Source organism: Mesorhizobium sp. M1066 (assembly GCF_040318635.1).
Lineage (GTDB): Bacteria > Pseudomonadota > Alphaproteobacteria > Rhizobiales > Rhizobiaceae > Mesorhizobium.
Genome location: NZ_JAMYMR010000001.1, coordinates 69,070 through 81,277 on the forward strand (window position 1 = coordinate 69,070; position 12,208 = coordinate 81,277).

Consider the following 12,208-nt stretch of genomic DNA (forward strand, 5'->3'; position numbering starts at 1 on the left):
TTTCGTGCCAAAGGCAAAGGGCGACGCGTCGTCGCTATCAGCCTGTCAGAACGCTTTGCCGATACGGGCGTCGACCGAATGGCGGTTGCCGCCGCGAATGACGAAGAAGAGCAGGATCGCCGCCCACAGCAGCGACTTTTCCGCGCCCGAATAACCTTGGCCCATGGTGACCCAGTGGAACCAGACCGTGACCAGCAGCACGAACAGGCCGGCAAAGGCGGCCGGCCGCGTCAAAAACCCGATGGCGATGAAGATGCCACCGAAGAATTCAGTGCAGGCCAGAAGCAACGACCACAACGCGCCCGGATAGAAGCCGAGACCCTCGACCATCTCGGCGGCGCCGAAGGGATTGGTGATCTTCTGCGAACCGTGGATGGCGAGAAACCCACCGGCGACGACGCGAAGAACGGTTTCGGCACCATCGTGCAGAGCCGCGTAAAACCTGCCAAGGGCCGGAATGATAAGGGCGTTGCGGGGATTGTCCGTGCTTGCCGACATTGTAGCTCCTCTGTTTTGCTTGATCAGCGCAAACGGCCGATCAGGTCGGACGAAGTCAAATAAACAAAAGTTGACCAAACTACGAATGTTTTACCATTGCGCGATCAAAACGCAGAAAACCCCGCAGAAGCGGGGTTTTCCGGGCGACGTCCATGCGAAGTCAGGGGCCGACGGAGCGGCCTGACCTGAGACGGTATCAGGAGGGCGTGAAGCAAGTACGCCCACCCCAGCCCTGAACATCCGACATGGTGCCACCAACCTTCTTGCAGGCGGCGACGAAATCGGCGCTGCAATTGGCGAATTTTGCATGGCCGTTCTTGCAGTAGTGATCTTCGGTGGCCCCGCCGCTCGGGGCAGTGATGACACCCGGGCTGGACGGCTTGGCCGGCGCGGCCTTCAGGGTGGCTGCCTGTGTGGCACCCATGAACGAGCCGAGCAGAAGGACAGCGGTCAGCATGGTGATCTTGGTGTTGGTCATGACAATTTCCTTTTGATTTGGGTTGAGTTTTCCGAGGCGCGAAGGACCGGCCTTCGCGTGATGCAGGCTTTCGATTTCGGTTTGCTGCTTCCCCCGGGTGTGGATCGGGCAAGCTCGCCTTGCCCTGGACAAAGCTGTGTCGCAGCAAGGCGCGGAAAGGTTCAGCGGCGCGCAAAGAAAATCGCACCGCCCCGCGTCTCAGGCGGGCAGATTCCAGATATCTGTCTGATATCTAATGGATTATTCAGGAAGAATAGCGCGCCGCGAATTCGGAAATGCGCTGCACCACGGCCTTGGACGCGGTGATGCCTCGCGCTTGCGCCTTCTCTGCCGCCTCTGCACGGGCGCGGCCCGGCACGTGCACGCCGAAGCGCCGCCGCAACCGGTCGAGTTGGTCCTTCATCCGCTGCTCGAAATCCGGATCGAGCAGCTTGGGCTCGACGGCAAGCACGAACAGGCCGGTACCGGGACTGTCCGGCCCGCCGCTGAACCATGGCGCGTCGAGCGACCAGTTGGCGCCTGACAGGCCGGCTGCCAGCACTTCGACCATCAACGCGATGTTGGCGCCGCGCTGGCCGCCGAAGGCAAGCATGGCGCCCTTCATGGCGGCGGCCGGATCGGTGGTCGGGTTGCCGCTGGCGTCCAGCGCCCAGCCTTCCGGGATTGTCTTGCCCTCTTCGGCCGCCTTGCGGATATTGACGAAGGCGGTGGCGCTTGACGACTGGTCGATGACCAGCGGCGCGCCGTCGGCGGCGGGTGCGGCAAACGACATCGGGTTGGTGCAATAGACCGGCTTGACCGAGCCCGAGCCGGCAAGCACGGCCGGGCCGTTGGTGGCGGCGAACGAGACCAGCCCGAGTGCTGCCAACCTTCCGGTGAAGTAGCCGAGCGCGCCGCATGTATAGGCGTTTTTCTGCGAGAAGATGGCGACGCCGAACAGCTTTGCCGCCTTGGCGAGGTCGTCGATGGTGCGGTCGAAGCCGGTATGCGCCAGCCCGCCGCGTGCATCGGAGAGGTAGACCGCAAGCGCCGGCCGGGTGATCACCGGGTCGGCATTGCCGTCGATGCGTCCGGCTTCCAGCGCCTCGAGATAGTCGATGAAATGCGACAGACCGACCGAGGAAAGCCCTTCGGCCTCGGCTGATATGATCGAAGCAGCGAGCGATTGTGCCGCTTCCTCATTGGCGCCGGCGCCAAGTGCCGCCATCCGGCACAGCCCTTTTGCCTGGTCGAGACTGAGTTGCATCATGGCCGTCCTAGGGGAGTAAGGGAATAGGGGAGTACGGGACAGTGAGCAGTGAATAGCGAATGGGGATGGAAATGTGAATGTGGATAGTAGCCGGATACTCCCCTACTCCCCTACTCCCCTACTCCCCTACTCCCCTCTAACCAATCTTGTTGGGGATCCGCGCCTCGATCCTGCTGAACGCAAACACCAGAATGCCGGTGATCGTCATGTAGATCAGCGCCAGCAGCAGCAAGGGTTCATAGGTGAGATAGGTGTCCTGCCGCACCTTGGACGAAACGGCGAAGATGTCGATGACGCTGATCGTCGCCACCAGCGGCGTCGACTTCAATTGCAGCACGGTCTCGCCGGTCAACGTCGGCAGCGCCCGGTAGATGGCTTGCGGCAGCCAGATGCGCCGGAACGCCTTCCAGCGGCTCATGCCGAAGGCGCGGGCAGCCTCCAGTTGCCCCTTGGGCACGCCGGCAAAGGCGCCGCGCATCACCTCGCCCTCATAGCCGGCGAACGACAAGGTCAGTGCCAGCACGCCATAGGGCCAGGCTTGCCGCAGATATGGCCACATCCAGGATTCGCGGATCCACGGATACTGCGGGAACAGCGAACCCAGGCCGTAATAGAGCAGCCAGAGTTGGATCAGCAGCGGCGTGCCCCGGATAACGGTGCAGAACACCTTGGCGGGCGCGGCGAACCAGAATGAGCCGGCGGCTTGCGCCAGCCCTAGCGGCACGGCCAGCAGGAAGCCCAGGACGCAGGTGACGGCGAGGATCCACAGCGACCGCCAGATGCCGATCAAGCCCATTTCATAATATTGCGGCAGCCAGTCCCAGCGCATGAAAAAGGCGGCCGACAGAACCAGGCCGAGTGCGATCAGGATCAGCACGATGCGGTGCGGCTGCAGCCACAGCGACGTTCGCGCGACGACGTTGATGATGGCAGCCTCGTTGGCCATCAGCGCGCCTCCTTGAGCGAAGGCATGCCGCGCCGCGACCAGGTCTCGACACGGCCGATGACGAGGTTGGAGAACAGCGACAAAAGCAGATAAAGCACGCTCGCCGCGAAAAAGAAGGTGAAATAAGCTTTGGTGACACCCGCCGCCTGCCGCGTCGCCAGCGCCAGTTCGTAGAAACCGACGACCGCCAATAGCGCGGTGTCCTTGGTGGCGATCAGCCAGAGATTGGCGAGGCCCGGTATGGCGAAGGGCAGCATTGACGGCAAGGTGATGCGCCGCAACATCAGGCTCGGAGACATTCCATAGGCGCGCGCGGCCTCGATCTGGCCCTGCGGAATGGCCAGAATCGCGCCGCGTATCACCTCTGTCGAATAGGCGCCCTGGACGAAGCCGAGCACGGCGATGCCGGCGGCAAGGCCACTCACGTCGACGCGCTGATAGCCCATGGCCGTCAGCGCCTGGTTGATCAGGTCGGTCCCGGCGTAATAGAGCAGCAGGATCAGCACCAGTTCGGGCACCGCGCGCACGATGGTGGTGTAGACCGCCAGGAGATCGCGCACCACCGGCCCGCCATAAAGTTTGCCATAGGCGCCGCCGGTGCCGATCAGAAGGCCGAGGCACGTGGCGCCCAGCGCGATCTCGATCGAATGGAGCAGCCCAACCAGAAGAGCCCCGCCCCAGCCTGGCGGGTAGGGCGAGAGAAGCTCGGTGATGCCGGCCGCGGAGGCCGAAAGAAGTGCGTCGATCAGCGTCGCCCCCGAAGTGCTGGCCAACCGCCGACGGCTGCGTCGGCGGCAAACATGCCTGGGAAAGATCGAGCAGGGGGCATGGCGCTGGCGCCATGCCCCACCGCTCATACGAGGATCGTCAGTTCGACTGTGCGCCGCCACCGCCGTAAATGTCGAAATCGAAGTATTTCTTGGAGATCTCGTCATATTTGCCGTTGGCGCGGATCGCCTTGATGCCGGCGTTGATTTTGCCCTTCAGTTCGGTGTCTTCCTTGCGCACGCCGGCGCCGACGCCCGGTCCGAGCACTTCGTCGTCCGGAGCGACCATCCCCTTCAAGTCGCAGCAGGCCTTGCCCTGGTCGGATTTCAGGAACTCGCCAAGCGCGATGGAATCGGCCTGAACCGCATCGAGGCGGCCGGCGGCAAGATCGTTGTTGGCTTCGTCCTGGGTCTGGTATTCCTTGATCTCGGAGGCTGTGCTGCCAAAATGCTTCTTGGCGTAGACAGCGTGCACCGTCGAAACCTGCACGCCGACGATCTTGCCCTTGAGGTCGTCCGGGGCGGAGCCGAATTTCTGGTCCTTGGGGCCGATGATCGCGGTCGGCGTGTTATAGTACTTGTCCGAGAAATCGATCGTCTTCGCGCGTTCGGCGGTGATCGACATCGAGGAGACGATGAGGTCGATCTTCTTGGTCGTCAGTGCCGGGATGATGCCGTCCCAGGCGACCGGGGTAATGACGCAATCGAGCTTCTCCTCGGCGCAGACGGCATCGATGAAGTCGATCTCCCAGCCAACCCACTTGCCCGAAGCATCGGGCGAGGTGAAGGGCGGATAAGGCTCGGCGGCGACGCCGATCTTGACCGGATCGGCCTTGGCCACGCCCATGGCGGCGACGCCGAGCAGCATCGTTGCGGCGAATGTTTTCAGAACAGTCTTCATGTCACGACTCCCAGTTTGTTGTTGGTTCCCGGTTTTCTTCCGTCCCGGCCTGTCCTAGCCGATGTTGCGGATGAACTGCTTCAGCCTTTCGGATTTGGGCGCGCCGAAGATCTGCTCGGGCGGGCCCTCTTCCTCGACCAATCCATTGTAGAGATAGACGACATGCGTCGCGACCTCGCGGGCGAACTTCATCTCGTGGGTGACCAGCACCATGGTGCGGCCTTCGCGCGCCAGGTCGCCGATCACCTTCAGCACCTCACCGACCAGCTCGGGATCGAGCGCCGAGGTCGGTTCGTCAAACAGCATGACGCGCGGATTGATGGCCAGCGCCCGGGCGATCGCGGCGCGCTGCTGCTGGCCGCCTGACAGATAGGCCGGATAGACGTCGCGCTTTTCGGCCAGACCGACGCGGGCGAGCAGCTTTTCGGCCTCGTCGATCGCCACATCGCGCTTGATGCCAAGCACATGTACGGGAACCTCGATGACGTTTTCGATCAGCGTCATGTGGCTCCAAAGGTTGAAGTTCTGGAACACCATGCCAAGCTTGGAGCGGATGCGCTCGATCTGCTTGCGGTCGGCCGGAACCGTGTGCCCATGGCTGTCGGCCTTGAGCTTGATCTCCTCGCCATTGACGCGAATGATGCCGCTCGTCGGGTTTTCCAGGCAGTTGATGCAGCGCAGCAGGGTCGATTTGCCCGAGCCCGAGCCGCCGATTATGGCGATGACCTCGCCGTCGCGCGCCGACAGCGAGACGCCCTTCAGCACATGCAGCTCACCGAATCTCTTGTGCAGGTTCTCGACATGGATGGCTTCGGCGGCGCCGTCCTGCGCCGTATGTTTCAATGCGGGTGCGGCGCTTTGCGCTGTCATCCCGGATGCGGCGCTTATGGCCGTCATTCCTTCCACGCTCCGCGGAGCGTTCGAGCTCGTCGCTGCTGGTATCTTTTACCCATTACCCGTCACTGGACAGAGTTCCCATGCTCAGGATGGACCGTTCCGCTTGCCTCCGTCAACCATGGTTTTTGGACTATTGATCACAGCTTGCTGTAGTGGTTAGTGGCGCCAACCGACGTTGAGGGAGAATTTAGTGGGCAAATCATACGGGTCGCAGTCCATGGCCGGACCCCTGAAACGCGTGTTGATGCGGTCCGCCACGAGCGCCATGCGTCATGCCAGGGCACAGGAATGGCACTATGGTCCGGGGTTCGATCCGCAGAAGGCCGCGGCCCAGCATGAGCGGCTGACCAGCATGGTCGCGGCTTCCGGCGCCGAGATCGAATGGTTGACGGACGCCGATGACGGGCTGGCCGATTCCGTCTTCACCCATGATCCGTCGCTGATGACCGATCATGGCGCGATTATCCTTTCGATGGGCAAGGCGCTGCGCCGGGCCGAACCCGGTCTGCACGAGACAGCTTACAAGCGCATGGGGATACCCATTCTCGGCCGGATCGACGATCCGGGGCAGGTGGAAGGCGGCGACTGCGTCTGGGTCGATGCAACCACGCTGGCCGTCGGTCGTGGCGTACGCACCAACCAGGACGGCATCCAGCAGCTTTCGAACCTGCTCTCGCCCAAGGGCATTTCGGTCTTCGGTTTCGACCTGCCGCTCTGGCACGGCGAGGAAGCCTGCCTGCATCTGATGTCGGTGATCAGCCCGCTCGCCGACGATCTGGCGCTGGTCTACCCGCCCTTGCTGCCGGCCCCCTTCTACCAGATGCTGCGGGGTCGCGGCATCAAGCTGGTGGAGGGCGATGCCGACGAGTTCTTCGCTTCCAGTGGGCTCAGTCTCAATGTGCTGCCGACCGCGCCGCGCCAGATCATTGCCGTTGCCGGCTTTCCCAGGACGGCGGCCGCCATGGAAGCGGCCGGCTGCACGGTCGCCACCTTCGACGCGGATGCGCTCTGCATCGCCTGCGAGGGCGGTCCGACCTGCCTGACGCGCCCGGTGCTGCGCCAATGACCGCCACTGCGACCACCACTGGGACGACGGTCGGGGAGGCGTTGATTTCGCTGCTTGAAGCGCATGGCGTCGACACGGTGTTCGGGATCCCGGGCGTCCACACGGTCGAGCTCTACCGCGGGCTGGCGCGCTCGAAGATCCGCCACGTCACGCCGCGTCACGAACAGGGCGCCGGCTTCATGGCCGATGGCTATGCGCGCGCCAGCGGCAGGCCGGGCGTCGCCTTCGTCATCACCGGACCGGGGCTGACCAACACCATCACCGCCATGGGGCAGGCACGCGCCGATTCGGTACCGATGCTGGTGATCTCAGGCGTCAACGCCACGCCGACGCTGGGCAAGGGGCTGGGCCATCTGCACGAACTGCCCGACCAGCGCGGCATGATGGAGAAAGTGGCGCTGGTTTCGCAGCGCGTTACCGAGGCCGGCGAATTGCCCGCTGCTCTGGCGCAGGCCTTCGCCCTGTTTTCATCGGCCCGGCCCGGCCCGGTGCATATCGAGATCCCGACCGACGTCATGGTCAAGCCGGCGGATGGTATCGCTGCCATGCTGAGCAATGTGACGCCACCCGCGCCGGAAGGTGTTGCAATTGCCAGCGCCGCCAAACTCATCACGGCCGCGCGCCGTCCGTTGATCCTGGTCGGCGGCGGCGCCAAACGCGCCGAAGCGCCATTGCGGCGTCTGGCCGAACGTCTGGGAGCGCCGGTCGTCCAGACCGCCAATGGGCGCGGCCTGCTGCATGATCATCCGCTGTGCGTGCCGGCCAGTCCCAGCCTGAAGGCGGTGCGGGCGCTGATGGCCGACGCCGATCTGGTCATCGCCGCCGGCACCGAATTCGGCCCGACCGACTATGACGGCTACAGCGATGGCGGCTTCGTCCTGCCCGCCAATCTGATCCGCATCGATATCGGCGCCGACCAGCTTGCCCGCCGCCCGGCAACCGTTTCGATCCAGGCCGATTGCGGCGAGGCGCTCGAAGCGCTGCTTCTGGAAACGGGCCATGTCCGGGCAAGCGAGGGCGGTTCGTCGCGCGCCGCTGCTACACGAAAAGCCGCCTTTGCCGAGCTCAATCCGACCCTGCAGGCGCAAGTGCGCGCCGTCGAGATGATCCGCGACGCTTTGCCGGGGGCACTCATCGTCGGCGATTCGACACAGCCGATCTATGCCGCCAACCTCTATTATGACCATGATCGCCCCGGCGGCTGGTTCAACGCCGCCACCGGCTTCGGCGCGCTCGGCTATGGCCCGCCGGCAGCGATCGGCGCCGCCCTTGCGATACCCGATGCGCCGGTTGTCTGCCTGACCGGCGACGGCGGCTTCCAGTTCACGCTGCCGGAACTGGGCGCTGCGCTCGACGCGCGGGCACCGGTCATCTTCGTCGTCTGGAATAACAGAGGCTACCGCGAGATCGAAACCTCGATGCTCGATGTCGGCGTCGAGCCCGTCGGCGTATCGCCGGCGCCGCCGGATTTCTGCAAGCTGGCCGAGGCCTATGGCATCGGCGCCGAACGGCTTGCCGACATCGACGCTCTGCCGGACGCGCTGAAACGCGCCCGGGCCACCGGACTGCCGCGCGTCATCGAAGTCACGGTTGACTGAAGGACGGTGCTACGTATTTCCCGTCTCGACGGCCCTGAACCACGGCCGGCCGGTGGGCGGACGCATGCAAAGACGCGACAACTGCCATGTCGAGATGTCAATTGAGTGATGGCGCAAAAGGCGCGACGCTTCGCGTCGGCGGCACAGAAACGACCTAACGACAAAAAAATGACAGGAGCGTCCAAGATGACGGAAACACTTGAAGGCAAGCATATCGTCGTGACCGGTGGGACCGGTGCGCTCGGCGGTGCGGTTGTCGGCAAACTGCTGAGTGACGGCGCGATCTGCCATGTGCCCAACGCTCACGCTGCCGCCCCTACGCATTTCCCCTTTACCACGCATGACCGTGTCCAACTGGTGCACAACGTCGATCTTTCCGACCCCGCCAAGGTGGAAGCGTTCTACAGCCAGGTTCCAGGCCTTTGGGGTTCGGTCCACCTGGCCGGCGGCTTCACCTCGGCGCCTGTTGAAAAGATCGAGTCGGCGTCCTTTGCCGAGATGATGGACACCAATGCGCGCACCGCCTTCCTGTGCTGCCGCGCCGCGGTACGCTCTATGCTCGCATCGGATACCGCGGGCCGTATCGTCAACGTCACGGCGCGCGCCGGGCTCGACCCGCGGCGCGGCGCCGGCATGGTCGCTTACGCCGCCAGCAAGGCGGCGGTGGCAGCCATGACGGTGGCGATGGCCGAAGAGCTGAAGCACAAGGGCATTCTGGTCAATGCCGTGGCGCCGTCGACGCTCGACACGCCGGCCAACCGTGCCGACATGCCGGATGCCGACGTCACCAGATGGGTCAGCCTCGAAGCTGCCGCCGAAGCCATCGCCTATCTCGCCTCGCCGGCCAATCAGGCGATGAGTGGTACGCTGGTGCCGCTTTACGGCAGGGCATAACCTTCCAACCTTTACCTCGGTCAAAGAAAAACCCCGCCAGAGCGATCCGGCGGGGTTTTGTTTTCGAGCCTGTGAAGAACTTCGCTTCGCGAAGGACTTCGCGGTGCGAAGGACTTAGCTGCCCTGCTTCTTCAGCGCGGCACCCAGGATGTCGCCCAGCGAAGCGCCGGAGTCGGTCGAGCCGTACTGAGCGACGGCTTCCTTCTCTTCGGCGATTTCCAGCGCCTTGATCGAGACCTGCAGCTTGCGGGTCTTCTTGTCGAAGGCGATGACGCGGGCATCGACCTTCTGGCCGACGGTGAAGCGCTCGGGGCGCTGCTCGTCGCGGTCACGGCTCAGATCGGAGCGCTTGATGAAGGTCTCGATGCCGCTGTCGACCAGCCGCACTTCCAGACCGCCATCCTTGACGCCGATGACTTCGCAGGTGACGACCGCGTTCTTGCGCAGTTCGCCTGAAGTCGCCGCTTCGCCAACCGTATCCTTGGCCAGCTGCTTGATGCCTAGCGAGATGCGCTCCTTGTCGATGTCGACGTCGAGCACCTGCGCCTTGACCATGTCGCCGCGATTGTACTCTTCGATGACCTGCTCGCCCGGACGGGTCCAGTCGAGGTCGGAAAGGTGCACCATGCCGTCCACGTCGCCTTCGAGGCCGATGAACAGGCCGAACTCGGTCTTGTTCTTGACCTCGCCCTCGACCTGGCTGCCGACCGGATGGCTCGAGGCGAAAGCCTGCCACGGATTCTCGAGCGTCTGCTTGAGGCCGAGCGAGATGCGGCGCTTGGCCGGATCGACCTCGAGCACCACCACGTCGACTTCCTGGGTCGTCGACAGGATCTTGCCGGGATGCACGTTCTTCTTCGTCCACGACATTTCCGAAACGTGGATGAGACCCTCGATGCCCGGCTCCAGCTCGACGAACGCGCCGTAGTCGGTGATGTTGGTGACGGTACCCTTGATCTTCTTGCCGATCGGGAACTTGGTGCCGATCTCGGACCACGGATCGCTCTCGAGCTGCTTCATGCCGAGCGAGATGCGGTGGGTTTCCTGGTTGATGCGGATGATCTGCACCTTGACCGTCTGACCGATGTTGAGGATTTCGGTCGGATGGTTGACGCGGCGCCATGCCATGTCGGTGACATGTAGCAGGCCGTCGATGCCGCCGAGGTCGACGAACGCACCATAATCGGTGATGTTCTTGACGACGCCTTCGACAACCTGGCCTTCTTCGAGGTTCTGCACGATTTCCGAACGCTGTTCGGCGCGGCTCTCCTCAAGCACGGTACGGCGCGACACCACGATGTTGCCGCGGCGGCGATCCATCTTGAGGATCTCGAAGGGCTGCGGGTTGTGCATCAGCGGGGAGACGTCGCGGATCGGGCGGATATCGACCTGGCTGCGCGGCAGGAAGGCCACGGCGCCGTCGAGGTCGACGGTGAAGCCGCCCTTGACCTGGTTGAAGATGACGCCTTCGACGCGCTCACCCTTGGTGAACTTCTCTTCGAGACGGACCCAGCTCTCTTCGCGGCGGGCCTTTTCACGTGAAAGCATCGCTTCGCCAAGCGCGTTTTCGATGCGCTCGACATAGACTTCGACGGTGTCACCAACCTTGAGGGTGGTGTCCTTGCCCTTGACGCCGAATTCCTTCAGCGGCACGCGGCCTTCGACCTTGAGGCCGACGTCGATGATAGCCATGTCTTTTTCAATGGCGGTGATGATGCCCTTGACGACCTGGCCTTCGCCGGAATGGCCGGCGGTAAAAGATTCTTCGAGCAGGCTCGCGAAATCGTCGCGAGTGGGATTTGCAGCTGACATTGTTTCTCCTGGAGTGCCCCGCATCTAAAAAGCGGGACGGGCGCCGTGGGTTAGCGTTGCGTTGGCCTGCCGGCGTTCCGGGCTACAAAAACCCTGGGCCGCTCTTTAAGCGGCAATTCCGGCGCATGAAGAATGCTGGCAGGCTGGTTCGTGCCCGATATGGGTATTTTCTTCGCCTCCGACAACGGAAATACGAGGGAAAACCCGGATCAGGCCTTGTCTCTTTTGGCCAGCACGTCGTCTATGATCGCCATGGCTGCAAGAAACGCGGCTTCTATAGCCATTTCGCTGGTATCAAGCAAGTGCGCGTCGGCCGCCGGCTTCAACGGTGAGTCCGCTCGACCCATGTCGCGTTCGTCGCGGCGCACGATATCGGCGAGGATTTCGGTGAAATCAGCGGTCCCGCCGATGCTCTCGATCTCTGCCAGCCGGCGCTGTGCCCGCACCTCGGCGCTGGCTGTCACATAGAGTTTGATGTCGGCGTCGGGGCAGACAACGGTGCCGATGTCGCGCCCGTCGAGCACCGCGCCCGGCGGCGTCTTGGCGAAGTCGCGCTGCTTTTCGACGAGGATGCGCCGCACCGTCGGATACACCGCGACCTTGGAGGCCGCCTCGCCGACCGCATGCACCGACAGCACCGCGCGGTCGAGCTTTGCCAAGTCGACTTGGCGGGCAGCGGTTTCGGCCGCCGAGACATTGTCGAGCGGCAGCGCGTGCTGGAGCAGCGCATAGGCGACGGCGCGATAGGTGAGACCGGTGTCGAGCAGGTTCAGCCGGTAGTGGTCGGCCAGCCGCCGGGCAAGGGTGCCTTTGCCGGCGCCGGCCGGACCGTCGATGGCGATGATGAAGACGTGTGTCATTGGCCGGCCGCCGCGATTGACAGGTGCGATGAAGAAGACGGGCGCCGCGATCCTTCACACCCCCCTCTGTCCTGCCGGACATCTCCCCCGCAAGGGGGGAGATTGGCAGCTTTGACGCTCCGCGGAATTTTATACAGTCGGCGATTGGCGAAAACCGAGATAACGGCTGATCTCCCCCCTTGCGGGGGAGATGTCCGGCAGGACAGAGGGGGGTGTTGTCCCGCCAACGTGCCAAGGCTATT

The 12,208-nt window shown here is 63.6% G+C and carries 12 protein-coding genes; 3 read left to right on the forward strand and 9 right to left on the reverse strand.

The genetic code is table 11. The annotated features are described in order from the left end of the window. Nucleotides 1-45: 45 nt before the first annotated feature. From NKH52_RS00300 to NKH52_RS00330, 7 genes are all read right to left on the reverse strand, one after another. A complete protein-coding gene (locus NKH52_RS00300) occupies nucleotides 46-498 on the reverse strand; it encodes a DoxX family protein (RefSeq protein ID WP_127289792.1) in 453 nt (150 codons plus the stop codon). Between the two features lie 196 nt (nucleotides 499-694). Further along, the gene (locus tag NKH52_RS00305) at nucleotides 695-976 is read right to left on the reverse strand and encodes a hypothetical protein (protein ID WP_023811506.1); all 282 of its coding nucleotides are present in this window, start codon (nucleotides 974-976) and stop codon (nucleotides 695-697) included. 244 nt (nucleotides 977-1,220) lie between these two features. Beyond that, nucleotides 1,221-2,222: an Ldh family oxidoreductase gene (locus NKH52_RS00310; protein ID WP_164892839.1), complete on the reverse strand. Its 1,002-nt coding sequence runs from the start codon at nucleotides 2,220-2,222 to the stop codon at nucleotides 1,221-1,223. 139 nt (nucleotides 2,223-2,361) lie between these two features. Further along, nucleotides 2,362-3,171, reverse strand: a complete 810-nt coding sequence (locus NKH52_RS00315) for an ABC transporter permease (RefSeq protein ID WP_027039831.1) — start codon at nucleotides 3,169-3,171, stop codon at nucleotides 2,362-2,364. After that, entirely contained in the window at nucleotides 3,171-3,836 is a 666-nt protein-coding gene (locus NKH52_RS00320) for an ABC transporter permease (RefSeq protein ID WP_502908002.1), read from the reverse strand. The genes NKH52_RS00315 and NKH52_RS00320 overlap by 1 nt, the downstream gene beginning before the upstream one ends. A 202-nt stretch (nucleotides 3,837-4,038) precedes the next feature. Further along, the gene (locus NKH52_RS00325; RefSeq protein WP_352732557.1) at nucleotides 4,039-4,839 is read right to left on the reverse strand and encodes a transporter substrate-binding domain-containing protein; all 801 of its coding nucleotides are present in this window, start codon (nucleotides 4,837-4,839) and stop codon (nucleotides 4,039-4,041) included. 54 nt (nucleotides 4,840-4,893) lie between these two features. After that, nucleotides 4,894-5,709 (reverse strand): ABC transporter ATP-binding protein, encoded by an 816-nt coding sequence (locus tag NKH52_RS00330; RefSeq protein ID WP_127290112.1) that lies wholly within the window; start codon nucleotides 5,707-5,709, stop codon nucleotides 4,894-4,896. 244 nt (nucleotides 5,710-5,953) lie between these two features. Here NKH52_RS00330 and NKH52_RS00335 point away from each other — a divergent pair, with 244 nt between their 5' ends. From NKH52_RS00335 to NKH52_RS00345, 3 genes are all read left to right on the forward strand, one after another. Then, nucleotides 5,954-6,802: a dimethylarginine dimethylaminohydrolase family protein gene (locus NKH52_RS00335; protein ID WP_352732555.1), complete on the forward strand. Its 849-nt coding sequence runs from the start codon at nucleotides 5,954-5,956 to the stop codon at nucleotides 6,800-6,802. Beyond that, nucleotides 6,799-8,400, forward strand: coding sequence for a 5-guanidino-2-oxopentanoate decarboxylase (locus tag NKH52_RS00340; protein WP_352732553.1), 1,602 nt, complete (start codon nucleotides 6,799-6,801; stop codon nucleotides 8,398-8,400). Before NKH52_RS00335 ends, NKH52_RS00340 begins: the two co-directional genes overlap by 4 nt. Nucleotides 8,401-8,586: 186 nt before the next feature. Next, nucleotides 8,587-9,294, forward strand: coding sequence for an SDR family NAD(P)-dependent oxidoreductase (locus NKH52_RS00345; RefSeq protein WP_352732550.1), 708 nt, complete (start codon nucleotides 8,587-8,589; stop codon nucleotides 9,292-9,294). Nucleotides 9,295-9,408: 114 nt separating this feature from the next. On the opposite strand, the gene rpsA is transcribed toward NKH52_RS00345, so the two are convergent. Together rpsA and cmk are read right to left on the reverse strand one after the other, a co-directional pair. Continuing rightward, nucleotides 9,409-11,106 (reverse strand): 30S ribosomal protein S1, encoded by a 1,698-nt coding sequence (gene rpsA / locus NKH52_RS00350; RefSeq protein WP_023811516.1) that lies wholly within the window; start codon nucleotides 11,104-11,106, stop codon nucleotides 9,409-9,411. Between the two features lie 209 nt (nucleotides 11,107-11,315). Then, on the reverse strand, nucleotides 11,316-11,966 hold the full coding sequence (gene cmk / locus NKH52_RS00355) for a (d)CMP kinase (protein ID WP_352732547.1): 651 nt from the start codon (nucleotides 11,964-11,966) through the stop codon (nucleotides 11,316-11,318). Between the last annotated feature and the right edge of the window lie 242 nt (nucleotides 11,967-12,208).

Bases quoted from the DNA above. Each gene is read 5' to 3' on its own strand.
- NKH52_RS00300 (WP_127289792.1), bottom strand. From the start codon at position 498: ATGTCGGCAAGCACGGACAATCCCCGCAACGCCCTTATCATTCCGGCC.
- NKH52_RS00305 (WP_023811506.1), bottom strand. From the start codon at position 976: ATGACCAACACCAAGATCACCATGCTGACCGCTGTCCTTCTGCTCGGC.
- NKH52_RS00310 (WP_164892839.1), bottom strand. From the start codon at position 2,222: ATGCAACTCAGTCTCGACCAGGCAAAAGGGCTGTGCCGGATGGCGGCA.
- NKH52_RS00315 (WP_027039831.1), bottom strand. From the start codon at position 3,171: ATGGCCAACGAGGCTGCCATCATCAACGTCGTCGCGCGAACGTCGCTG.
- NKH52_RS00325 (WP_352732557.1), bottom strand. From the start codon at position 4,839: ATGAAGACTGTTCTGAAAACATTCGCCGCAACGATGCTGCTCGGCGTC.
- NKH52_RS00330 (WP_127290112.1), bottom strand. From the start codon at position 5,709: ATGACAGCGCAAAGCGCCGCACCCGCATTGAAACATACGGCGCAGGAC.
- NKH52_RS00335 (WP_352732555.1), top strand. From the start codon at position 5,954: ATGGCCGGACCCCTGAAACGCGTGTTGATGCGGTCCGCCACGAGCGCC.
- NKH52_RS00340 (WP_352732553.1), top strand. From the start codon at position 6,799: ATGACCGCCACTGCGACCACCACTGGGACGACGGTCGGGGAGGCGTTG.
- NKH52_RS00345 (WP_352732550.1), top strand. From the start codon at position 8,587: ATGACGGAAACACTTGAAGGCAAGCATATCGTCGTGACCGGTGGGACC.
- rpsA (WP_023811516.1), bottom strand. From the start codon at position 11,106: ATGTCAGCTGCAAATCCCACTCGCGACGATTTCGCGAGCCTGCTCGAA.
- cmk (WP_352732547.1), bottom strand. From the start codon at position 11,966: ATGACACACGTCTTCATCATCGCCATCGACGGTCCGGCCGGCGCCGGC.